17 protein-coding genes and 3 rRNA genes are annotated in these 22,744 nt (G+C 64.0%); 15 read left to right on the forward strand and 5 right to left on the reverse strand.

Annotated elements, in window-relative coordinates:
* Positions 1-11 precede the first annotated feature (11 nt).
* Complete coding sequence (locus tag ACFVV0_RS02825) at positions 12-1,145, forward strand: bifunctional 2-methylcitrate synthase/citrate synthase (RefSeq protein WP_387057923.1); 1,134 nt, start codon at positions 12-14, stop codon at positions 1,143-1,145.
* Between the two features lie 84 nt (positions 1,146-1,229).
* Here the strand turns inward: ACFVV0_RS02825 and ACFVV0_RS02830 are convergent, their stop codons facing one another.
* A complete protein-coding gene (locus ACFVV0_RS02830; RefSeq protein ID WP_387057926.1) occupies positions 1,230-2,417 on the reverse strand; it encodes an acetyl-CoA C-acetyltransferase in 1,188 nt (395 codons plus the stop codon).
* Positions 2,418-2,593: 176 nt separating this feature from the next.
* Here ACFVV0_RS02830 and ACFVV0_RS02835 point away from each other — a divergent pair, with 176 nt between their 5' ends.
* On the forward strand, positions 2,594-3,343 hold the full coding sequence (locus ACFVV0_RS02835) for a RadC family protein (RefSeq protein WP_387057929.1): 750 nt from the start codon (positions 2,594-2,596) through the stop codon (positions 3,341-3,343).
* Here ACFVV0_RS02835 and aspS read toward each other — a convergent pair.
* Positions 3,273-4,601 (reverse strand): aspartate--tRNA(Asn) ligase, encoded by a 1,329-nt coding sequence (gene aspS, locus ACFVV0_RS02840; RefSeq protein ID WP_387057932.1) that lies wholly within the window; start codon positions 4,599-4,601, stop codon positions 3,273-3,275. The two genes, ACFVV0_RS02835 and aspS, sit on opposite strands and share 71 nt — an antisense overlap.
* Positions 4,602-4,707: 106 nt before the next feature.
* Here aspS and ACFVV0_RS02845 point away from each other — a divergent pair, with 106 nt between their 5' ends.
* The 8 genes from ACFVV0_RS02845 (at position 4,708) to rrf (ending at position 15,435) form a co-directional block, all read left to right on the forward strand.
* Complete coding sequence (locus ACFVV0_RS02845) at positions 4,708-5,370, forward strand: histidine phosphatase family protein (protein WP_387057935.1); 663 nt, start codon at positions 4,708-4,710, stop codon at positions 5,368-5,370.
* The gene (locus ACFVV0_RS02850) at positions 5,367-5,972 is read left to right on the forward strand and encodes a TlpA disulfide reductase family protein (RefSeq protein ID WP_387057938.1); all 606 of its coding nucleotides are present in this window, start codon (positions 5,367-5,369) and stop codon (positions 5,970-5,972) included. The genes ACFVV0_RS02845 and ACFVV0_RS02850 overlap by 4 nt, the downstream gene beginning before the upstream one ends.
* A 1-nt stretch (position 5,973) precedes the next feature.
* Positions 5,974-6,714: a cytochrome c biogenesis CcdA family protein gene (locus ACFVV0_RS02855; protein ID WP_387057941.1), complete on the forward strand. Its 741-nt coding sequence runs from the start codon at positions 5,974-5,976 to the stop codon at positions 6,712-6,714.
* On the forward strand, positions 6,698-8,341 hold the full coding sequence (locus ACFVV0_RS02860) for a cytochrome c biogenesis protein ResB (protein ID WP_387057944.1): 1,644 nt from the start codon (positions 6,698-6,700) through the stop codon (positions 8,339-8,341). Before ACFVV0_RS02855 ends, ACFVV0_RS02860 begins: the two co-directional genes overlap by 17 nt.
* Before the next feature lie 9 nt (positions 8,342-8,350).
* Positions 8,351-9,433, forward strand: coding sequence for a c-type cytochrome biogenesis protein CcsB (ccsB, locus tag ACFVV0_RS02865; protein WP_387057947.1), 1,083 nt, complete (start codon positions 8,351-8,353; stop codon positions 9,431-9,433).
* 693 nt (positions 9,434-10,126) lie between these two features.
* Positions 10,127-11,650 (forward strand): 16S ribosomal RNA (locus ACFVV0_RS02870).
* Positions 11,651-12,066: 416 nt separating this feature from the next.
* Positions 12,067-15,182 (forward strand): 23S ribosomal RNA (locus ACFVV0_RS02875).
* 136 nt (positions 15,183-15,318) lie between these two features.
* Positions 15,319-15,435: ribosomal RNA gene (gene rrf / locus ACFVV0_RS02880) — 5S ribosomal RNA — on the forward strand.
* The 16S, 23S and 5S rRNA genes sit together here, the layout of an rRNA operon.
* 372 nt (positions 15,436-15,807) lie before the next feature.
* On the opposite strand, the gene ACFVV0_RS02885 is transcribed toward rrf, so the two are convergent.
* Positions 15,808-16,380, reverse strand: coding sequence for a hypothetical protein (locus ACFVV0_RS02885; protein ID WP_387057950.1), 573 nt, complete (start codon positions 16,378-16,380; stop codon positions 15,808-15,810).
* Here ACFVV0_RS02885 and ACFVV0_RS02890 point away from each other — a divergent pair.
* Entirely contained in the window at positions 16,345-17,181 is an 837-nt protein-coding gene (locus ACFVV0_RS02890) for a hypothetical protein (protein ID WP_387057953.1), read from the forward strand. The two genes, ACFVV0_RS02885 and ACFVV0_RS02890, sit on opposite strands and share 36 nt — an antisense overlap.
* Complete coding sequence (locus ACFVV0_RS02895) at positions 17,156-18,178, forward strand: HAD-IIA family hydrolase (RefSeq protein ID WP_387057956.1); 1,023 nt, start codon at positions 17,156-17,158, stop codon at positions 18,176-18,178. The genes ACFVV0_RS02890 and ACFVV0_RS02895 overlap by 26 nt, the downstream gene beginning before the upstream one ends.
* A gap of 3 nt (positions 18,179-18,181) precedes the next feature.
* On the opposite strand, the gene ACFVV0_RS02900 is transcribed toward ACFVV0_RS02895, so the two are convergent.
* Positions 18,182-19,174, reverse strand: coding sequence for an o-succinylbenzoate synthase (locus tag ACFVV0_RS02900; protein ID WP_387057959.1), 993 nt, complete (start codon positions 19,172-19,174; stop codon positions 18,182-18,184).
* 56 nt (positions 19,175-19,230) lie between these two features.
* On the opposite strand from ACFVV0_RS02900, the gene ACFVV0_RS02905 reads away from it, so the two are divergent.
* The 3 genes from ACFVV0_RS02905 to ACFVV0_RS02915 are packed head-to-tail and all read left to right on the forward strand — an operon-like array spanning position 19,231 to position 22,401.
* Positions 19,231-20,142 carry a 1,4-dihydroxy-2-naphthoyl-CoA synthase gene (locus ACFVV0_RS02905; RefSeq protein WP_387057962.1) on the forward strand — a complete coding sequence of 304 codons (912 nt, stop codon included), beginning with the start codon at positions 19,231-19,233 and terminating at the stop codon, positions 20,140-20,142.
* Between the two features lie 16 nt (positions 20,143-20,158).
* Positions 20,159-21,394 (forward strand): AMP-binding protein, encoded by a 1,236-nt coding sequence (locus ACFVV0_RS02910; protein WP_387057965.1) that lies wholly within the window; start codon positions 20,159-20,161, stop codon positions 21,392-21,394.
* 26 nt (positions 21,395-21,420) lie between these two features.
* Positions 21,421-22,401 carry a 1,4-dihydroxy-2-naphthoate polyprenyltransferase gene (locus ACFVV0_RS02915; RefSeq protein ID WP_387057968.1) on the forward strand — a complete coding sequence of 327 codons (981 nt, stop codon included), beginning with the start codon at positions 21,421-21,423 and terminating at the stop codon, positions 22,399-22,401.
* A gap of 21 nt (positions 22,402-22,422) precedes the next feature.
* Here ACFVV0_RS02915 and ACFVV0_RS02920 read toward each other — a convergent pair whose 3' ends face one another.
* Positions 22,423-22,728 carry a DUF4229 domain-containing protein gene (locus ACFVV0_RS02920; protein ID WP_387057971.1) on the reverse strand — a complete coding sequence of 102 codons (306 nt, stop codon included), beginning with the start codon at positions 22,726-22,728 and terminating at the stop codon, positions 22,423-22,425.
* Between the last annotated feature and the right edge of the window lie 16 nt (positions 22,729-22,744).

Genomic DNA, 22,744 nt, shown 5'->3' on the forward strand with positions numbered 1-22,744 from the left:
AAGGAGCAGCAGTGACAGATCCGGAGATCCACAAGGGCCTCGCCGGCGTCGTCGTCGACACGACCGCCATCTCGAGTGTGAACCCCGAGACGAACTCACTGCTCTACCGCGGCTACCCCGTGCAGGAACTCGCCGCACACTGCTCGTTCGAGGAGGTCGCGTACCTGCTCTGGCACGGCGAGCTCCCGGGGGACGACGAGCTCGTCGCCTTCGAGGCGCTCGAACGCTCTCTGCGCCAACTCGACGACCGCACCCGCCGCGCGATCGACGACATCCCCGTCAGCGCGCATCCGATGGATGTTGTCCGCACTGCGGTGAGCCACCTCGGCGCCCTCGACGCCACCCTCACGCAGACCGACGGTGTGCTCGATCCCGACCTGAACGACGGCCGTGCCATCTACCTCCTGGCGCAGCTGCCCACGATCGTCGCGTACGACCAGCGACGCCGCCGTGGACTGGAACCCGTCGCGCCGCGCGACGACCTCGACTACTCACGCAACTTCCTGTGGATGACGTTCGGCGAGATCCCGGATGACGTCGTCGTCGACGCCTTCCGCGTCTCCCTCGTTCTCTACGCCGAGCACTCGTTCAACGCTTCGACGTTCACCGCGCGGGTGGTCGCCTCCACCCTTTCGGATGTGTACTCGGCTGTCACCGGAGCGATCGGCGCCCTCAAGGGCCCGCTCCACGGCGGCGCGAACGAGGCCGTGATGCACGCCTTCGAAGAGATCGAGACGGCCGACAAGGCCGAAGCGTGGCTCGACGACGCGCTCGCCGAGAAACGCAAGATCATGGGATTCGGCCACCGCGTCTACAAGAACGGCGACTCCCGGGTGCCCACGATGAAGGCCGCCCTCGAGAAGCTGGTCGAGCACTACGACCGTCAGGACCTCCTCGACCTTTACAACGCACTCGAGAAGGCCATGGGCGACCGAAAGAACATCAAGCCCAACCTCGACTACCCGTCGGGTCCGGCCTACAACCTCATGGGGTTCGACACCGAGACCTTCACCCCGCTGTTCGCTGCCTCGCGCGTCGCAGGATGGACGGCCCACGTCTTCGAGCAGTACGCGGCCAACTCGCTCATCCGCCCGCTCTCGCTCTACAACGGCCCCGCCGAACGCCACCTCGCCCCGCGACCGTAGCGAAGGAAATCCGGCATCTCCAGCGCCGCGGCTTCCGTCGTTACGGAAGTTTCCGCGGCGCGTCGAGCGATTTCTCCGTCTGAACTAGCGCCACAGCAGGAGCGCCTCGCCTTGTCCGCCGCCGCCGCACAGCGAGACCGCTGCTCGTCCCGACCCCCGCCGGGCGAGCTCGTGCGCTGCGTGCCCGGCCAGTCGAGCCCCGGACGCCCCGATCGGATGCCCGAGCGCGATCGCTCCGCCGTGGATGTTCACCAGCTCGGGGTCGAGACCCAGGTCGGCCATCGACTGCAGGCCGACCGCCGCGAAGGCCTCGTTGATCTCCACGAAGTCGAGGTCGTCCACCGTCCAGTCCGTCTTGCGGAGCGCGGCCTCGATCGCGTGCGACGGCTGCGAGTGCAGCGAATTGTCCGGCCCCGCCACCTGGCCGCTCGCGCCGACGACCGCGAGCCACTCGAGTCCGAGTCGCTCCGCGTTCTCCCGGCTGGTCAGCACCAGCGCTGCGGCACCGTCGCTCAGGGGCGACGAATTGCCGGCGGTGAGCGTGCCGTCCTCTGCGAAGCTCGGCTGCAGCCGGGCCAGCGTCTCGGCGGTCGAATCCGGCCGCACACCTTCGTCAGCCGAGACCAGCACCGGCTCGCCACGCCGTTGCGGGATGCTCACCGGAGCGATCTCGTCGTGGAAGACCCCGGATGCGGCGGCCTGTCCGGCCCGCTGGTGCGACCTCGCCGCGAACGCGTCCTGCGCCTCTCGCGTGAGCCCGAGCTTCCCGGTGTACCTCTCGGTGGATGCTCCCATCGAGATCCCGTCGAACGCATCCGTCAACCCGTCGTGAGCCGCCGAGTCGAGGGCAGTGATCGATCCGTAGGTCCATCCCATCCGCGATCCGGGGAGCACGTGCGGAGCGTTCGTCATCGACTCCTGGCCGCCGGCGACGACGACGTCGGCCTCGCCCGCGCGGATCAGCCGGGCGGCGTCGGTCACTGCGGCCAGCCCCGAGAGGCACACCTTGTTGATCGTCACCGCCGGAACATTCCAGCCGATTCCCGCCGCGATCGACGTCTGGCGTGCGGGGTTCTGGCCGGCGCCCGCCTGGAGCACCTGTCCGAAGATCACCGCGTCCACCGCATCCGGTGACACCCCTGACCGTTCGAGCGCCCGCCGGAGAGCGACTGCGCCCAACTCGACAGCGCTCAGGGCCGCAAGCGACCCTTTGATCTTGCCCTGCGGGGTGCGGGCGGCGGACAGGATGACGGCGTCTCGTGGACTGTTCATGGCGACTCCTTCGTTGCCTCGTTCGTGCGGCTTGTGGCCGGTTCCTTTCACCATCTCACACCTCGAGCCGGTGCGCGAAGGAGGTTCTGTCCAAGCCGTTATCCACACCCTCGTCTTGTCCACAGATCCGCACCGGCGCCGCCTTCGCCTACCCTCGCCTCCCTAGCGTGGACGACATGTCGTCAGAAGAAGAGGAGGTGCCTCTTGCAGAAATTCCGCACCATGACAGGCCACGCGAACGGATGCGGCGCCTCGGTGTCGGGTCCCTCACCGACGACGAGGTGTTAGCCCTCGTGCTCGGCTCCGGTCAGCCCGGGCAGAACGTCATCGCGTTCGCGCGTTCCATCCTGCGACGAACGGGAGGCTTTCCCGGTCTCGCCACCATGGACTACGCCCGGCTCGAGAACCTCGCGGGCGTCGGGCCGGCGACTGCAGGAAGGCTCGTCGCCATCGTCGAGATCTGGCGCCGCACCGGAACCGCCAGGGCCTGGTCGAGGCTCGTGGATCACGACGCTGTGGCACGCATCGTGCTCCCAGAACTGGTCCACCGCGATACCGGGCGTCTCATCGTCGTCGTCGCCGATCGTGCGACGCGCCCCATCGAGGTCGTCGTGCTCCGCGACGGAGGCGTCGACCAGGTCAACGTCGAGCCGGCCGAGGTGCTCCAGGCCGTGCTCGCGCGAGGTGGCCGCTCGTTCGCGGTCGCGCACAATCATCCCGGTGGAACACTCGACGCCAGCGTGGCCGATGTCGCAACCACACGCAGGCTCGATCAGGCCGCGGCCACCATCGGCGTCCGATTCCTCGGGCATCTCCTGGTCGCGGGCGACAGCTGGATGGCCCTCGGGCCCCGCGCTACGGCAGCAGGCGGGTCGGTCCGCGGAACAGGTACGTCGTCTCGCGAAGGTTCGACAGGTGCAGCATGAGCATCAGCACACGTGCGAGCCCCATCCCGAACCCGCCGTGCGGCGGAACACCGTAGCGGAAGAAGTCCAGATAGAACGCGAGCTCTTCGGGCTCGAGACCCTTGTCCCGCGCCTGCGCTTCGAGCACGTCGATGCGGTGCTCGCGCTGGGCCCCGGTCGAGATCTCGACGCCATTGAAGATGAGGTCGTAGCTGTTCGTCAGCGACGGGTCGCCCTCGTGACGCATGTGATAGAACGGCCGGATGCTCGAGGCGTAGTCCGTCAGAAACACGAACTCGTGGCCATAGGTCTCCTTGACGTAGGCCGAGATCTGGCGCTCGCCTTCCGGGTCCATGTCATCGTCGTGCCGCGGAACTTCGTAACCGCGTTCGGCCACGATGCGCTTGGCCTCGGCCAACGGGATGCGCGGGAACGGCGTGGAAGGAACGGTCACCTCCACGTCGAACAGCTCCTTGATCTGCTCGCCGTGCTTGTCTTTCACGGCCTGGAAGCCCGCCACGATGAGGTTCTCGTGCATGGTCATGACGTCTTCGTGGCTGTCGATCCAGCTGATCTCGGCGTCGACGCTCGTGAACTCCGTGGCGTGGCGGCTCGTGAAGCTGGGGTCCGCACGGAACGCCGGGCCGATCTCGAAGACCTTGCCGAAGCCGGCGGGCTGCGCCATCTGCTTGAAGAACTGCGGGCTCTGAGAGAGGTAGGCCGTGGTCTCGAAGTAGCCGACCTCGAAGAGTTCGGCGCGGGATTCGCTCGCGCTCGCCATCAGCTTCGGCGTGTGGATCTCGATGAAGTCGTTGTTCACCCAGTACTCGCGCAACGCGTGCTCGAACGTGGTCTGCACGCGGAAGATGAGGTTGTTCCGCGGCTCGCGCAGGTCGAGGAACCGCCAGTCCATGCGCTTGTCGATGCCGCTGTCGGCAGCGATCGGCGTCTCCGGAATGGAGGCCGTCTCCACCGTGAGGCTCGAGAGCTTGATCTCGATGCCGCCGAGCTTCACACGTTCGTCGTGTTTCAGTTCGCCGGTCGCGGTCACGAAGCTGCCCTGGGCGAGGCCGGAGATCGTGGTGGCGGGTTCGTCGGCGACGACGACGCCGTCCTCATCCACGGTGCGCGGGTTCACGAGCTGCACGGCGCCCGATTCGTCGCGCAGCACGACGAACTGCACCTTCTTCTGGTCGCGAACGGTCTCCACCCAGCCGGCGACGGTCACGGTGCCGTCGGGGGAGGCGGCCAGGTCCTTGATCAATACTCGTTCGGTCACGAGGGACAAGCCTACCGTCCGCCCATCGCCCGCAGAGAGGGAGTCTCTCAGGTGCCACTCCCGGCGCTCAGTAAATTCAAGGTAACGGTCTCCGTAGACTGGTGCGGTGGTAGCAAGCCAAGTACATCTCGTCCGTCACGGCGAGGTGTTCAATCCCGACGGCATCCTGTATGGCAGGCTGCCGGGCTTCGGCCTCTCCAAACTCGGCCACCTCATGGCACAGTCCGCCGCCGACGAACTCGCGTCTCGCGGTCGCCTCGTCTCCGCTCTCCGGGCGTCGCCATTGCAGCGCACCCGCGAGTCCGCCGCACCGATCGCCGAGGCGTTCCAGCTCGAACCGGTGATCGACGACAGGATCATCGAACCCACCAACCACTTCGAGGGCACCGTGATGAGGCGAGCCCTCAAGAACCCGGTGAACTGGCCCTTCCTCGTCAACCCCGTGCGACCGACCTGGGGCGAGGCGTACACCGCCATCGAGAAGCGGATGCGCGCGGCCATCGACGACGCGTTCGACTCGGTCGACGACGGCGACGTCATCCTGGTCAGCCACCAGCTGCCGATCTGGGTCTCCCACCTGTCCGTCGCGGGGGAGCGCTACTGGCACGACCCTCGCAAACGACGCTGCTCCCTGTCGAGCATCACGTCCTTCGAACGCACGACCGAGCCCATCCCGGATGCCGTCCCGGCCGAGCGGCTCATCGAGGTCGGCTACACCGAGCCCGCCGCCCACCTCCAGTCCGCCGCCCGAGACGTGGGGGCCGTGTGAACCGCCGCTCGAGACTGCTGCTTCCCGCGGTCGGCTTCCTCGCGGCTGCCGGCCTGCTCCTCACCGGATGCACAACCGACAAGCTCGCCGAGCAGTACCGCTCCGGCTCGGGTCAGAACTACATCGCGGGCGACGGCTCGGTCAGCGAGTTCGCCGCCGACAACCGCGGCGCGCCGGTGACCTTCAGCGGTGTGACCGGAGACGGCGACACCGTCACCTCGAAGCAGTACGCGGGCAAGGTCCTCATCGTGAACTTCTGGTACGCCGGATGCCCGCCCTGCCGCCTCGAGGCGCCTGACCTCCAGGCGCTCTCGCAGAAGTACGCGGCCGACGGTGTCGAGTTCCTCGGCGTCAACCTCTACGACTCGGAGCAGACGGCTGCCAGCTTCGAGAAGGAGAAGGGCGTCACCTATCCATCCGTGCTCGACCGAGACACCGGGTCCGTGCTCCTCGCGTTCAGCCGGTCCGTGCCACCCAAGGCGACCCCGACGACGCTGGTCGTCGACAAGAAGGGGCGCGTCGCAGCACGCATCCTCGGCGCGGTTCCGGAGCGCGGCATCCTCGACACCCTGATCTCCGACACCCTCGCGGAAAAAGACTGAGGTGGGCAGCGTCGGAGAGATCGTGTTCAGTGGGCAGCTGTTCCTCGCGTTGCCCATCGCGGTACTCGCCGGGCTCGTGTCGTTCGCGTCGCCGTGCGTGCTCCCGCTCGTGCCCGGCTACCTGGCCTACGTCGGCGGTTTCAGCGACCCGGGTGCGAAGCGCGACCGCTCCCGGCTGCTGACCGGCGTCGCACTGTTCATCCTCGGTTTCGCCGTGGTGTTCATCGCATATGGCGCAGCGTTCGGCGCACTCGGGCTGTGGCTCGTGCGCTGGCAGGATGTCGTCATCCGCATTCTGGGCGTGCTCGTCATCGTGATGGGTCTGGTGTTCATCGGCCAGTTCTCGTTCTTCCAGCGCACGATCAAGCCGACGTGGCGTCCCGCCACCGGGCTCATCGGCGCCCCGCTGCTCGGCATCGTCTTCGGTCTCGGCTGGACGCCGTGCATCGGCCCGACGCTCGCCGCGATCAGCGCTCTCAGCGTCGGTTCGGGTTCGCCCTGGCGAGGAGCGCTGCTCGGACTCTTCTACTGCATCGGTCTCGGGATCCCCTTCCTGCTCGTCGCCCTGGGCTTCGACTGGGTCGCCGGATCGGTGGCCTTCCTCAAGCGGCACATCCGTGCCATCAACATCATCGGAGGCGTCCTGCTCGTCATCATCGGAATCCTGATGGCGACCGGCCTCTGGAGCGATCTCATGTCCCAGTTCTTGGCGGTGATCACAGGTTTTGAGCCGGCCCTCTGATCACATCGACTCCGCGCCGCCGCGTGAAGATCCCGACATCGTCCAGCCCAAGCTCGGATTCGTCGGCTGGCTGCGCTTCCTCTGGCGCCAGCTCACGAGCATGCGCACCGCGCTGTTCCTCCTGCTGCTGCTCGCGATCGCGGCCGTTCCCGGTTCGCTGGTCCCGCAGCGCAGCTCCGACCCGAACGGTGTGGTCCAGTACTTCAACGACCACCCCGACCTCGCGCCCTTCCTCGACAAGCTTCAGGCGTTCGACGTCTACACCTCGGCGTGGTTCTCGGCCATCTATCTGCTGCTGTTCGTCTCGCTCATCGGGTGCATCATCCCGCGCACCAAGCACCACTTCGACGCCTTGCGCGCACAACCGCCACGCACACCGTTCAGGCTGACCCGGATGGCGGGCTTCCGAGCCCGGCTCCTCCCCGCCGATCGCGCTGCCGACGGCCCCGAGCCGATCGGCGCAGCGCGTGACCTGCTCCGCAAGGCCGGCTACCGTGTCGCCTTGTATCAGGACGCGAAATCCACATCGGTCTCGGCGGAGCGCGGCTACCTCCGCGAGACCGGCAACCTCGTGTTCCACACAGCGCTCGTCGGGGTGCTCTTCGCGGTCGGATTCGGCGGTGGATTCGGGTTCACCGGTCAGAAGATCGTCGTCGTCGGTCAGACGTTCGTCAACAGCATCCCGTCGTACAACACGTTCAACCCGGGCAGGTTCTTCTCCGACGCTTCTCTGTCGCCGTTCTCGATCCGGGTCGACCAGCTCGACGTGAAGTACGAGACGAAGAACAAGAACGCCATCGGCACCCCGCTCGACTACACCGCTCACGTCACCGCGACCGAGCCGGGCGAATCTCCGAGGCCGGAGACGATCAAGGTCAACGACCCGCTCGAGATCGGCGGCACGAGCGTCTACCTACTCGGCAACGGGTATGCGCCGACGATCACGGTGCGCGATCCGCAGGGCAACATCGCGTTCCAGGACTCGGTGCCGTTCATCGTGCAGGACCCCAACAACACCTCGGTCGGAACGGTCAAGGTTCCGGATGGGCTCGCCGAGCAGGTGGGCATGACCGGCTTCTTCTATCCCACCAAGGGGCAGAGCCAGACCGCCGCCGGCGCCATGACTTCGATCTTCCCCGGACTCCGTGACCCGCTCGTCACGCTCAACGTCTACGTCGGCGACCTGGGTCTCGACCAGGGCGTCCCGCAGAACGTCTACAGCCTCAATACCGACAAGCTGAAGCAGGTGGCGGGTCCGGGCACGAAGACCGCATCGCTCGAGATCGCTCCGGGGCAGACGGTGCAGCTGCCGAACGGTCTGGGGTCGGTGACCGTCGACGGGGTCAAGCGCTACGTGGGGCTCGATATCCACCACGACCCGGCGCAGGGCTGGGTGCTGCTGTGCGCGATCCTGATCCTCGGCGGCCTGTTGGCGTCGCTGTTCGTTCCGCGCCGCCGCATCTGGGTCAAGGCCGTGACGAACGACGACGGCACGGTCACTCTCGAGTACGCCGGCCTCGCCCGAGGCGAAGACCCGAACCTCGAAGCCGCCGTCGCCGGGATAGCCGAACAGCACGCGGCGGCTCTCGCCCGAACACCAGTACGCACCCGGACAGAAAGCACTTAGGCTTGCACCGTGACTGACCTCCTAGCTCAGCTCTCAACCGTCTTCATCTACGCGGCCATGGGCGTGTACGTTCTCGCATTCATCGCGTTCGCGCTCGATCTGGCCCGACGAGGCGCGAGGGCGACCGCCGAAGAAGCGGCCGTCGTCCCGAGTGCAGTGGCCCGGCGAACGGATGCGCAGTCCGCCTCCGCAGCGCCGCCCACGGTCCTGACCACCGAGGCATCCGCCGGCGGAGGCGATGCCTCATCAGGTCGTGGAGCGACAGCGACCCTCACCAGGCTGAGCTCACGGATCACGTCGCGCGTCGAAGACGAGGTCACGAACGGCGGACCGCTCTCGTTCAGCATGCGGGCGGCGTTCATCATCACGATCGTCGGGTTCGCGTTCCACCTCGCCGCGACGGTGCTGCGCGGTATAGCGGCCGACCGGGTGCCGTGGGCCAACATGTGGGAGTTCTCGATGACGGGGACCCTCGTCATCATCGGTGTCTTCCTCGTCGTGAACCTGAAGCTCGACCTCAAGTACCTCGGCACCTTCGTGCTCGGGCTGGTGCTCATCCTGCTCGGCATAGCCCTGGTGCGGTACTACGTACCGGTGGTTCCTCTGCAGCCGGCCTTGCAGTCGTACTGGCTGGTGCTGCACATCATCGTGGCCGTGCTGGGCACGGCGTTCTTCGCACTGGGCTTCGCCCTCTCCGGACTGCAGCTGCTGCAGAGTCGTCGAGAACGTCAAGTGGCGGAGTCCGTTCCGCAGCAGTTCAAGTTCCTCGCGACCTTGCCGACGGCGAAGACACTGGAGAACCTCGCGTACAGGGTGAACATCTTCGGCTTCATCGCCTGGACCTTCACCCTGATCGCCGGCGCCGTCTGGGCCGAGAAGGCATGGGGTCGCTATTGGGGTTGGGACACGAAGGAAGTCTGGACGTTCATCATCTGGGTGATCTACGCCGGTTACATCCACGCGCGTGCAACGCGCGGTTGGCGCGGTTCCCGTTCGGCCTGGCTCGCGATCATCGGCTTCTCCGCCGTGATGTTCAACTTCGGCATCGTGAACGTCTTCTTCAAGGGGCTGCACGCGTACTCGGGTCTGTAGTCCGACAAGCCGAGAAAGCGGTACCCGAGAGAGCGCGTGATGATCACGCGCTCTCTTTCGTTTCCGCGGGATCGGGGCTGTGACTGGCATCGAGTGGCAAAATCCGCGTGATTCCGCGGGTGACACCCTGCGACACGCCCGGGCTGCGAGCCGGATTTGCGAGCCCCTGGGGACCTGCGTAAAGTACTTACTTGTCACCCCAAAGGTGCGGGAGAGCCGAAGAGCTCCCCGGCCTCAAGCGGGACCGAATCCTAAGCTTAACGGCAAACTTCACTTGATGAAGCGCGCCCGGAATGCGTAGGATATAAACCCCACTCACTGAGCAGGTCTAACCGACTCGGATCGTGTGAAACGGTTGCGTCCAGAATGGGCCGCCGCGATAACGCGAAACGGCCGACTTGACAAACTGACTGAGAGTGGTAAGGTAGAGAAGTTGCCCCAGAGAGACGGCCGAGAGGTCAGAAACTGGGAGCGTCCGATCCTTGAGAACTCAACAGCGTGCACATGTCAAATGCCAAAAACCTCGACACTTAGCTTCGGCTAGGTAAGAGATTCCTTTGGAAACAGATTAAAACAACAAAGCAAGTCAGTAATGATTTGTTCTGTCAGTTTCAAACTTGCCGAGGTGCCACCCATTCCGGTGGCCCGAAGCACTAGATGTGCCGAAGCGCTTGCGCTTCGAGCAATCAAACATTTACGGAGAGTTTGATCCTGGCTCAGGACGAACGCTGGCGGCGTGCTTAACACATGCAAGTCGAACGATGAACCTGGAGCTTGCTCTAGGGGATTAGTGGCGAACGGGTGAGTAACACGTGAGTAACCTGCCCTTGACTCTGGGATAACCTCCGGAAACGGAAGCTAATACCGGATATGACGCACGGAGGCATCTCCTGTGCGTGGAAAGAATTTCGGTCAAGGATGGACTCGCGGCCTATCAGGTAGTTGGTGAGGTAACGGCCCACCAAGCCTACGACGGGTAGCCGGCCTGAGAGGGTGACCGGCCACACTGGGACTGAGACACGGCCCAGACTCCTACGGGAGGCAGCAGTGGGGAATATTGCACAATGGGCGCAAGCCTGATGCAGCAACGCCGCGTGAGGGACGACGGCCTTCGGGTTGTAAACCTCTTTTAGTAGGGAAGAAGCGAAAGTGACGGTACCTGCAGAAAAAGCACCGGCTAACTACGTGCCAGCAGCCGCGGTAATACGTAGGGTGCAAGCGTTGTCCGGAATTATTGGGCGTAAAGAGCTCGTAGGCGGTTTGTCGCGTCTGCTGTGAAAACCCGAGGCTCAACCTCGGGCCTGCAGTGGGTACGGGCAGACTAGAGTGCGGTAGGGGAGATTGGAATTCCTGGTGTAGCGGTGGAATGCGCAGATATCAGGAGGAACACCGATGGCGAAGGCAGATCTCTGGGCCGTAACTGACGCTGAGGAGCGAAAGCGTGGGGAGCGAACAGGATTAGATACCCTGGTAGTCCACGCCGTAAACGTTGGGAACTAGATGTGGGGACCATTCCACGGTCTCCGTGTCGCAGCTAACGCATTAAGTTCCCCGCCTGGGGAGTACGGCCGCAAGGCTAAAACTCAAAGGAATTGACGGGGGCCCGCACAAGCGGCGGAGCATGCGGATTAATTCGATGCAACGCGAAGAACCTTACCAAGACTTGACATATACGAGAACGGGCCAGAAATGGTCAACTCTTTGGACACTCGTAAACAGGTGGTGCATGGTTGTCGTCAGCTCGTGTCGTGAGATGTTGGGTTAAGTCCCGCAACGAGCGCAACCCTCGTTCTATGTTGCCAGCACGTAATGGTGGGAACTCATAGGAGACTGCCGGGGTCAACTCGGAGGAAGGTGGGGATGACGTCAAATCATCATGCCCCTTATGTCTTGGGCTTCACGCATGCTACAATGGCCGGTACAAAGGGCTGCAATACCGTAAGGTGGAGCGAATCCCAAAAAGCCGGTCTCAGTTCGGATTGAGGTCTGCAACTCGACCTCATGAAGTCGGAGTCGCTAGTAATCGCAGATCAGCAACGCTGCGGTGAATACGTTCCCGGGCCTTGTACACACCGCCCGTCAAGTCATGAAAGTCGGTAACACCCGAAGCCGGTGGCCTAACCCTTGTGGAAGGAGCCGTCGAAGGTGGGATCGGTGATTAGGACTAAGTCGTAACAAGGTAGCCGTACCGGAAGGTGCGGCTGGATCACCTCCTTTCTAAGGAGCATCTGGCACTCTTCGGAGTGTCCAGGCGCCGGATCTGAGCGAATGTCTCAGCCGGTAGCTCATGGGTGGAACATTGACATGGTGCGGAGCTGAACGGCTCGAAGTAAGTACGCTCTCCGGAGTAGGAAAGCTTTGAACTCGGAAGCACTGCACAGCACGCTGTTGGGTCCTGAGGGACCGGGCCTCGTCCACATGGATGAGAACTGGACCTCTGGACCTTTTCTTGTCGGCATCACTTGCCGATGGAAAGGGTACCGCCCGTACTTTGAGAACTACACAGTGGACGCGAGCATCTTAGATTCGAGACTTTCGAGTCTCGGATCACAAAGATCTGATTTATTTAGATCATTGGTCAATTTTTCCTTCATCTCTTTTGAGATGTGAAGAATCGATTCAAACTCATGTGATTTCAAATTTCTAAGAGCAAACGGTGGATGCCTTGGCATCTGGAGCCGAAGAAGGACGTAGTAATCTGCGATAAGCCTCGGGGAGTTGATAAACGAACTTTGATCCGAGGATTTCCGAATGGGGAAACCCCGCTGGGCCCGTAAGGTGACCCAGTGACTCCCGCCTGAATATATAGGGCGGGTAGAGGGAACGTGGGGAAGTGAAACATCTCAGTACCCACAGGAAGAGAAAGCAAAAGCGATTCCGTTAGTAGTGGCGAGCGAAACCGGAAGAGGCTAAACCGATCATGTGTGATAGCCGGCAGGCGTTGCATGGTCGGGGTTGCGGGACTTTTCTGCTGATTCTGCCGAACAGCGAGCGTTACAAAGGAATATAGACGAATGGCATTGAAAGGCCAGTCATAGAGGGTGCCAACCCCGTAGTCGAAATGTTCCAATGGCGCGAAGAGTATCCCAAGTAGCACGGGGCCCGAGAAATCCCGTGTGAATCCGTCAGGACCACCTGATAAGCCTAAATACTCCCAGATGACCGATAGCGGACAAGTACCGTGAGGGAAAGGTGAAAAGTACCCCGGGAGGGGAGTGAAATAGTACCTGAAACCGTTTGCTTACAAACCGTTGGAGCCTCCTTGTAGGGGTGACAGCGTGCCTTTTGAAGAATGAGCCTGCGAGTTAGCGATATGTGGCGAGGTTAACCCGTGAGGGGTAGCCGTAGCGAAAGCGAGTCTGAATAGGGCGATTCAGTCGCATGTCCTAGACCCGAAGCGAAGTGATCTATCCATGGCCAGGTTGAAGCGACGGTAAGACGTCGTGGAGGACCGAACCCACTTAGGTTGAAAACTGAGGGGATGAGCTGTGGATAGGGGTGAAAGGCCAATCAAACTTCGTGATAGCTGGTTCTCTCCGAAATGCATTTAGGTGCAGCGTTGCGTGTTTCTTGCCGGAGGTAGAGCTACTGGATGGCCGATGGGCCCCAAAAGGTTACTGACGTCAGCCAAACTCCGAATGCCGGTAAGTGAGAGCGCAGCAGTGAGACGGTGGGGGATAAGCTTCATCGTCGAGAGGGAAACAACCCAGACCACCAACTAAGGTCCCAAAGCGCGTGCTAAGTGGGAAAGGATGTGGAGTTGCACAGACAACCAGGAGGTTGGCTTAGAAGCAGCCACCCTTGAAAGAGTGCGTAATAGCTCACTGGTCAAGTGATTCCGCGCCGACAATGTAACGGGGCTCAAGCACGCCACCGAAGTTGTGGCATTGACATTATTGGTAGGCCTTCGTGGTCCAGCCGTGTTGATGGGTAGGAGAGCGTCGTGTGGCCAGCGAAGCGGCGGTGTAAACCAGCCGTGGAGGCCACACGAGTGAGAATGCAGGCATGAGTAGCGAAAGACGGGTGAGAAACCCGTCCTCCGAAAGACCAAGGGTTCCAGGGCCAGGCTAATCCGCCCTGGGTAAGTCGGGACCTAAGGCGAGGCCGACAGGCGTAGTCGATGGACAACGGGTTGATATTCCCGTACCGGCGAAGAACCGCCCAAGCTAATCCAGTAATGCTAAGTGTCTGAATCCCCTTGATCGAAGCCTTCGGGCCTAGACGAGTGGGCCTAGCACACGACCCTATGCTGGTGCGGCTAGCGTATTAACAGGTGTGACGCAGGAAGGTAGCCGAGCCGGGCGATGGTTGTCCCGGTCTAAGCGTGTAACCCGAGGGATAGGCAAATCCGTCCCTCACATAAGGGCCAGGCGCGATGGGTAGTCTTAATTGACGAAATCGGTGATCCTATGCTGCCAAGAAAAGCATCGACGCGAGGTTCAAGCCGCCCGTACCCCAAACCGACTCAGGTGGTCAGGTAGAGAATACCAAGGAGATCGAGAGAATCGTGGTTAAGGAACTCGGCAAAATGCCCCCGTAACTTCGGGAGAAGGGGGGCCTGAGGCGTGTACGGATTTACTCCGGAAGCGTTTGAAGGCCGCAGAGACCAGTGGGAAGCGACTGTTTACTAAAAACACAGGTCCGTGCTAAGTCGCAAGACGATGTATACGGACTGACGCCTGCCCGGTGCTGGAAGGTTAAGAGGAAGGGTTAGCTTCGGCGAAGCTCAGAATTTAAGCCCCAGTAAACGGCGGTGGTAACTATAACCATCCTAAGGTAGCGAAATTCCTTGTCGGGTAAGTTCCGACCTGCACGAATGGCGTAACGACTTCCCAGCTGTCTCAACCGCGAACTCGGCGAAATTGCACTACGAGTAAAGATGCTCGTTACGCGCAGCAGGACGGAAAGACCCCGTGACCTTTACTACAGCTTGGTATTGGTGTTCGGTGTGGCTTGTGTAGGATAGGTGGGAGACTTTGAAGCTGGCACGCTAGTGTCGGTGGAGTCATTGTTGAAATACCACTCTGGTCACTCTGGATATCTAACTTAGAACCGTAATCCGGTTCAGGGACAGTGCCTGGTGGGTAGTTTAACTGGGGCGGTTGCCTCCCAAAAAGTAACGGAGGCGCCCAAAGGTTCCCTCAACCTGGTTGGCAATCAGGTGTCGAGTGTAAGTGCACAAGGGAGCTTGACTGTGAGACTGACAAGTCGAGCAGGGACGAAAGTCGGGACTAGTGATCCGGCAGTGGCTTGTGGAAGCGCTGTCGCTCAACGGATAAAAGGTACCTCGGGGATAACAGGCTGATCTTGCCCAAGAGTCCATATCGACGGCATGGTTTGGCACCTCGATGTCGGCTCGTCGCATCCTGGGGCTGGAGTAGGTCCCAAGGGTTGGGCTGTTCGCCCATTAAAGCGGTACGCGAGCTGGGTTTAGAACGTCGTGAGACAGTTCGGTCCCTATCCGCTGCGCGCGTAGGAAATTTGAAAGGATCTGACCCTAGTACGAGAGGACCGGGTTGGACGAACCTCTGGTGTGTCAGTTGTTCCGCCAGGAGCACCGCTGATTAGCTACGTTCGGGATGGATAACCGCTGAAAGCATCTAAGCGGGAAGCCGGCCTTGAGATGAGATTTCCATGCCTTCGGGCGAGAGGCTCCCAGCTAGACTACTGGGTTGATAGGCCGGATGTGGAAGTGGGGACTAAAGACCCATGGAGCTGACCGGTACTAATAAGCCGATAATTTGATAATCATTACTCTCATACTGTTGTAAGGCTGGTATGAGGGGCCATGAGAATGCTTGCGTCCACTATGTGGTTCTCGATGTACGGTCGAGAACTGAAACAATCGTGATGATTGTTCGTTCACTTTGATACATCAATAGTGTTTCGGCGGCCATAGCGAGAGGGAAACGCCCGGTTACATTCCGAACCCGGAAGCTAAGACTCTCTGCGCCGATGGTACTGCAGGGGGGACCCTGTGGGAGAGTAGGACACCGCCGGACTTCTTTTGTGAAATGGCCACCCAGCTTTGGGTGGCCATTTCGCGTTTAACAGCACAATCGCAATACAGGACAGTGCGCGACACTGCTTGTTGAGCGACCACAACACCACAGCGCGTTCAACACCGTGTCGACTTCATGAGGCATCGTCGTAGGCTGAGCACGTTGTGCCCACCACCAACAGGAGCAGTCGTGAGCGATACACCGGCAGACGACCAGAACGACAAGCGCGAACGCGGTCGGGACGCACGCAAAGACGGCGCGGGCGATCGTCGTGGCGAGCATGGCCGCCCACCGACCGGCGGGCAGCAGGGACGCGGTGGCTCCGGAAGCGACGAACGTGGTCAGGGCGGTAAGAATCCCCGCGGTTCGAGTTCAGGTGCGGGCTCGCGTGACGGCCAGTCCGGCGGGCGGGGCGCGCATCCCCGTGACAGCCAGGGCGCATCCGGTCGTGGGCGCGACAGTGCTCCTCGGGATGGTCAGCGCTCCGGCGGCTATCGCGCCGGAGGAGCCCCGCGCGACGGCGAACGCTCGGGTGGATACCGGAGTGCCGGCGCCCCTCGTGACGGTGCGCGTGCGCCTCGCGACGGTGCACGTGCCCCGCGGGATGGTGAGCGGTCCGGTGGATACCGGGGTGCCGGGGCCCCCCGCGATGCGGAACGGTCGGGCGGGTACCGAGGTGCTTCGGGGAGTCGTGGCCGTGATGGCCAAGGCCGAGATGACCAGAAGCGCGGTGGCTACGATCGCGACAAGGGACGCGCCGGCGCCGGGACTGGAGCCACCGGTGGCGGCCAGCGACCGGGTGGCGGTCGTGGCGCACGCGACGAGAAGTTGTGGACCCGCGAGGGCAGGCCGGCTCGAGGCGATCGCGATGCGCGTGACCACGAGCGTGAGCTCACTGAAGAGGAGCGGATGGCGCGCGAGCTGCGGTCCGTTCGGACCCGGCACGACGATCCCGACGTCCCCGCCGACGTCGAACCGCGCGACCTCGACAAGGGCGCGCGCATCGAGCTGAAGACCCTCAGCAAGGAGAACGCGGACTGGGTGGCACAGCACCTGGTGATGGCTGCTCGACTGATCGACGAGGATCCTGAGCTGGCGCACCAGCATGCGACGTCCGCGGCTCGACGCGCGGGCAGGATCGGCGTCGTGCGGGAGACCCTCGCGATCACCGCTTATGCGACCGGCGACTTCGCACTCGCGCTGCGTGAGCTGCGAACCTACCGTCGCATCTCGGGCTCGAACGACCAGCTGCCGCTGATGGTGGACAGTGAGCGGGGCGTCGGCCGAGCCGATCGCGCGCTCGAGCTGGGTCGTTCCGTCGATCGCAGTACCCTACCGAACGAGGTGCAGGTCTCCCTGGCCATCGCGATGTCCGGTGCGCGCCTCGACCTGGGACAGAATGAAGCCGCACTGGCCGAACTCGAGATCCCGCAGCTCGACCCGAACCGGGCGTTCAGCTGGAGCCCCGACCTGTTCCACGCATATGCCGACGTGCTCGAGGAGCTCGGCCGCGAAGAACTCGCGGAAACGTGGCGAGGTCGAGCGGCGCGGGCCGAGGAAGCCATCGGTGCTGCCCTGAATGTCGACGAGCACGAGACGGTCGATGTCGTGGAGGAGGAGTTCGAGATCTTCGATGTCGACGGCGAGGACAGCGTGGACATCGGCGACGACGAAAGCGCAGAAGGCGACAACGACGATGAGGACGGGAGTGACGCATCCGATGGCACTGTTTCGACGGAACGCTAAAGCCGTGACACCGCTCGATGGCGTGGACCTGGTTCTGGCCGACCTCGACGGGGTCGTGTACAAAGGTGCGGCCGCGATCGATCATGCGGTGGAGAGCCTCAACGGCCTGGGTGAGAGCGTGCGCGTCGGGTACATCACCAACAACGCCTCGCGCACCGACGCATCCGTCGCTTCACATCTCACCGAACTGGGGTTGAGAGTGAAACCGTCTGATGTGGTTACATCCCCGCAAGCGGCCGTTCGGCTGCTGGCACAGCATGTTCCGCCCGGCGCCAAGATCCTCGTGGTCGGCGGCGACGGTCTGGTCGACGAGGTTCAGAAAGGCGGGTTCACGGTCACCCGTTCCGCCGATGACGAGCCGGCCGCCGTCATTCAGGGGTTCGCCCCGGAGGTCGGGTGGACGCAGCTCGCGGAAGCCTCCTTCGCCCTGCAGGGGCGCAGCGAAAGCGAACGGCCGTGGGTTGCCACGAACACCGACTGGACCATTCCGGTGGCTCGGGGAATCGCGCCGGGCAACGGCACGCTCGTGTCTGCTGTCCACACGGCGATCGGCCGGTTGCCGCTCGTCGCAGGCAAGCCCGAGGTGGCGATCTTCGAGGAGGCCGTGTCGCGGTTCGGTGCGAAGAATCCATTGTTCATCGGGGACCGACTCGACACAGACATTCTCGGAGCCAACCGGGCCGGTATCGATTCCGTGCTCGTGCTGACCGGGATCGACCGGGCAAAACAGCTCATCGCAGCGGATGCGAACTCCCGCCCGACGTACATCCTCGAAGACCTGCGGGGTCTCACCGAGGAGTATCCGACGACGGCCTTCTCGAAGGACGGTTCGACCGCGACCGTCGGTGACGCGACCGTGCGCATCGCCGGCAACGACGTCGAGATCGTGGCCGAGGGATCGTCCGAGCTGAATCTGCTGCGCGCGGCCTGCGCCGTCATCTGGAACTCGGGTCGCGCGATCTACGGACTCGAGGTACCGGAGCGCCTGTACAGCTGAGGATCAGAGCGCGGTCGACCGTTCGACGACGCGGTAGCACCGGCGGATCCGGTCGAGCCACCAGTCTCGCCGGTCGGCCGTGACGGCGAGGGCGTCGAGCCGAGCATCCGACACCGATGGGCGGGCGACCGGGATCGAGCCATCGACGGGGAGCAACGGCTCGTCGGTGACGTCGTGCACGAACATCGCTGCCGTGCCAAGCCCGCAGTCGTAGTCCAGGGCCGGGACGGCCGCGGCGAGATGGGCGCCCATCGCGATGCCGACCGAGGTGTCGATGGCGCTCGAGACGACGACGGGAAGCCCTGTCTCGCCGATGATCCGGAGGGCGGAGTGGATTCCGCCGAGTGGCTGAGCCTTCACGATGAGGATGTCGGCCGCACCGGCACGTGCCACCGCGAGGGGGTCGGCGGCCTTGCGGACGCTCTCATCGGCTGCGATCGGCACGTCCATGTACGAGGTTCGTCTGCGGATCTCGACGAGCTCCTCGACGGTCGCGCACGGCTGTTCGACATACTCGAGGTCGAACGAGGCGAGGGCGTGGATGGCGTGCTCGGCCTCGTCGACGTTCCACAGCGCGTTGGCGTCGATCCGGATGCGGCCCTCAGGTCCCAGGTGTTCGCGCACCGCCCGCACGCGGGCGACATCGTCCGCCAGTGTCTGACCTGATTCAGCGACCTTCACTTTTGCCGTGCGAGCCCCTGGATAGCGCTCCAGGATCGCGTCGACCTCGGCTGCGGGAACAGCGGGGATGGTCGCGTTCACGGGTATGCGGTCCCGGTGCGGCGTCGGGCACTCCCGCCAGCCGAAGTCGATCGCAGCGTGCAGCCACGCCGCGGATTCCTCGTCGTCGTACTCGACGAAGGGGGAGAACTCCGTCCAGCCCTGCGGGCCTTCGAAGAGCGCCGCCTCCCGGAGGGTGATTCCGCGGAATCGGGTGCGCATCGGAAGCGCGACGACGCGTGCGTTCCTCCACAGGTCGGCAAGCTCGGGCAACATCTCACAAGTCTGGCACGGCCGGTTCGCCGGGGTCTGCTGAACCGTAGTCTGGTGGCATGGCAAAGGCAGTTTCAGACATCTTCGATGCGAGTGCGTGGCGAGCGGTTCCCGGGTTCGAGGGTGTGACCGACATCACCTATCACCACGACGTGGCCGGGCGCGTCGCTCGGGTGGCGTTCAACCGGCCGGAGGTCCGCAATGCCTTCCGCCCGCACACCGTCGACGAACTCTATGCGGCGCTCGAAGACGCCCGCACCAATCCACGCATCGGGGTCGTGCTGCTGACCGGCAACGGGCCCAGCCCGAAAGACGGTGGCTGGGCGTTCTGTTCGGGCGGCGACCAGCGCATCCGGGGCCGCGACGGCTACAAGTACTCCGAGGGTGAGACCGCGACAGGCATCGACGCCGCGCGCAGTGGTCGGCTGCATATTCTCGAGGTGCAGCGACTCATCCGGTTCATGCCCAAGGTGGTCATCGCGGTGGTGCCGGGATGGGCGGCCGGCGGTGGCCACTCACTTCACGTCGTCTGCGACCTCACCATCGCGAGCGCCGAGCACGCGCGATTCAAGCAGACGGACGCCGATGTCGGTTCGTTCGACGCGGGCTACGGAAGTGCCTACTTCGCTCGCCAGATCGGCCAGAAGCTCGCGCGGGAGGTGTTCTTCCTGGCGCGCGAGTATTCAGCGCAACGTGCCTACGAGATGGGGGCTGTGAATGCCGTGGTTCCGCACGCGGAGCTCGAGAAGACTGCGCTGGAGTGGGCGGGCGAGATCCTGACCAAATCACCGACGGCCATCCGGATGCTGAAGTTCGCCTTCAACGCGGTGGACGACGGGCTGGTCGGGCAGCAGGTGTTCGCGGGTGAGGCGACGCGTCTGGCCTACGGAACGGATGAGGCCGTCGAGGGGCGCGATTCCTTCCTCGAGAAGCGGGAACCGGACTGGTCGCCGTTCCCGTGGCAGTACTGAGCGTGGTGGCGCGCTGATGACCCGAGGCGTTCGCGTCGTCCCATCGAACCGGCCGGATGAGGTCTTCCGCGCACTGCGCGAAGCGCTGGGCGGTGGCGGGCCCGCGGTGGTACCGCGAGACCCATCGGCTGGAGGTGCTCTGGCATCGGCCGGCGGCGGTCGTGGTGCCGCGCGCGGTCGTGATGGTGAAGGGCCGAGCGTGTGGCCCGTGCCGGAAGCGACGGTTGCACAGAGTGTGGCGCTGGTGATCGAGACGTCGGGCTCGACCGGTGTTCCGAAGCGGGTGGCGCTGTCGGCGGATGCGCTGCTCGCCAGTGCCGCGGCCTCGGCGGGTGCGATGGGTGGACAGGGGCAATGGATCCTCGCGCTGCCGACGCACTACGTCGCGGGAGCCCAGGTGCTCGTGCGCTCGATCGCCGCCGAGACGGAACCGCTCTACTACGGCCAGGAGCATTTCGATCCGGTGGCGTTTTCGGCGCTCGCCGCGGAGTCGACGCACGATCTCCGCTTCGTCTCCCTGGTGCCGGTGCAGCTGGCCAGACTCGTCGACGCGGCGGAAGCCGGGGCGACCGGGGTGGCGGAGGCTCTGCGGCGATTCGACGGGATCCTCGTCGGGGGGCAGGCGCTGGGCGACGCGATACGGGAGCGGGCCGAGCGGCTGGGTGCGCACATCCTGGGCACGTACGGTTCGAGTGAGACTGCGGGAGGCTGCGTGTACGACGGGCGGCCGATCGGGGCGACCGTCGTGCGCGAGGTCGGGGGCAGTCTCGAGATCGGGGGGCCGGTGCTCGCGGAGGGCTACCTCGGTGACCCCGAGCGCACCACAGCGGCATTCCACGAGGCGGACGGGATCCGCTGGTATCGCACCGGTGACCTCGGCCGGGTGGCAGGGGACGGACGGGTCGTCGTGCTGGGGCGAGCTGACAACGTGATCATCTCCGGCGGTGAGAAGGTCCTGCTCGACGAGGTCGAGCGGGCGGTGCGCGCGCTGGAGGGCTTCGGGCACGCGGTCGTGGTGGCTGCCGACGACGACGAATGGGGGCAGGTTCCTGTCGTTGTGGTCGACGGGGGCACGCCCGATCGCTCGCTCGCCGACGTGCGGGAGTTCGTCGCCCGACGTGTGGGCCGCGCGGCGGCGCCCGCGCGGGTCGTCGCCGTGACGAGCCTGCCGATGTTGAGCAGCGGCAAGCCGGACCGTCTCGCGATCGCCAGACTCGCCGCGGGCGCGGCGGGCCCGACGAGAATCGCATAGCCGGGGTCGTTACAATTCGCACTGTGATGAGTCAGAACAAGCCACGGATGCAGCGGATGTCGCCTGCGCAGCAGCGCGCACGCAACGGCAAGAGCGGACGGCCGGGCTCGGCGAAGACCAAGGTCAAGCCGGCCACCGCCTCCGACTGGATCGCCGGAGCGCGACTTCGCACCCTCCCGCTCGCCATCGCTCCCGTGATCATCGGCGTGGGCGCAGCCAAGGTGGCCGACGGCGCGGGCGTGTGGCATCCCGTTCGGGCGCTGCTCTGCCTCGCGGTGGCGGTGTGCCTCCAGATCGGAGTGAACTACGCGAACGACTACTCCGACGGAGTGCGCGGCACCGACAAGTACCGCGTCGGGCCGAGCCGCCTGACCGGCTCCGGTCGCGCCGCGCCCAAGCGGGTGCTGACCGTCGCGCTGGTCTTCTTCGGGCTGGGAGCGGTTGCCGGCCTCGTTCTCGTGCTGCTCACGCAGCACTGGTGGGTGCTGCTCGTCGGGGCCGCGGCGATTGCGGCGGCCTGGTTCTACACCGGCGGCAAACGCCCGTACGGGTACTTCGGGCTCGGCGAAGTGTTCGTGTTCGTCTTCTTCGGGATCGTGGCGACCGCCGGCACGACCTACATGCTCGCTGGAGTGGTCAACCAGGAAGCCTGGTACGGGTCGGTCATCGCCGGTCTCATCGCCTGCGCCGTGCTGATGGTCAACAACATCCGCGACATCGCGCCGGACAAGGCGGCCGGCAAGCGCACGTTGGCCGTGCTCCTCGGCAACGTCGCCTCACGCATCGTGTTCTGCGTGTTCCTGCTGGTGCCGTTCGGCATTCTCGCTCTGATGGCGCTGTTCTACCCGATCGCCTGGCTCGGCTTCTTCGCCCTGCTCGCGGCACTGCCCGCGTGCGCGATCACGCTGTTCGCCAAGACTCCGCGCGAACTGGTGACCGCGTTGCAGCTGACCAGCCTGACCGGGCTGCTCGTCGCGATCGCACTCGGAGCCGCCTACGCGTTCTAGGGTCGGGCGTCGGCCCTAACGTCAGCCCTTGGCGTCCGGTGACGTCGGCTTCTCGGTCGCGGAGGTCGCAGCGTCGATCGCGGCGTCCTCCGAGTCGTCGTCGACGGTAGTGGTCGGGGTGGTGCGGTGGCGGGCGGCGTAGAGGTCGCGAGCCACAGCATCCCTCGGCTTGCGCAGCACGACGTAGGAAAGGCAGAGGCCGATCAGAGCGGCCGCGATGACGGCGATCCACCAGTCGATGCGCAGAACGAGCATGATCGCCAGAGGGACGGCGAACAGGAGGAGTCGGAGCACCGAATAGGTGACCCAGGAGGGAATGCCTTTCACCCTCCCAGCTTAGAGA

It is taken from the genome of Leifsonia sp. NPDC058230 (assembly GCF_042882245.1).
In the GTDB taxonomy this organism is placed as follows: domain Bacteria; phylum Actinomycetota; class Actinomycetes; order Actinomycetales; family Microbacteriaceae; genus Leifsonia.

Bases quoted from the DNA above. Each gene is read 5' to 3' on its own strand.
- ACFVV0_RS02830 (WP_387057926.1), bottom strand. From the start codon at position 2,417: ATGAACAGTCCACGAGACGCCGTCATCCTGTCCGCCGCCCGCACCCCG.
- ACFVV0_RS02835 (WP_387057929.1), top strand. From the start codon at position 2,594: ATGTCGTCAGAAGAAGAGGAGGTGCCTCTTGCAGAAATTCCGCACCAT.
- ACFVV0_RS02890 (WP_387057953.1), top strand. From the start codon at position 16,345: ATGGCGCGCGAGCTGCGGTCCGTTCGGACCCGGCACGACGATCCCGAC.
- ACFVV0_RS02895 (WP_387057956.1), top strand. From the start codon at position 17,156: ATGGCACTGTTTCGACGGAACGCTAAAGCCGTGACACCGCTCGATGGC.
- ACFVV0_RS02900 (WP_387057959.1), bottom strand. From the start codon at position 19,174: ATGTTGCCCGAGCTTGCCGACCTGTGGAGGAACGCACGCGTCGTCGCG.
- ACFVV0_RS02905 (WP_387057962.1), top strand. From the start codon at position 19,231: ATGGCAAAGGCAGTTTCAGACATCTTCGATGCGAGTGCGTGGCGAGCG.
- ACFVV0_RS02910 (WP_387057965.1), top strand. From the start codon at position 20,159: ATGACCCGAGGCGTTCGCGTCGTCCCATCGAACCGGCCGGATGAGGTC.
- ACFVV0_RS02915 (WP_387057968.1), top strand. From the start codon at position 21,421: ATGAGTCAGAACAAGCCACGGATGCAGCGGATGTCGCCTGCGCAGCAG.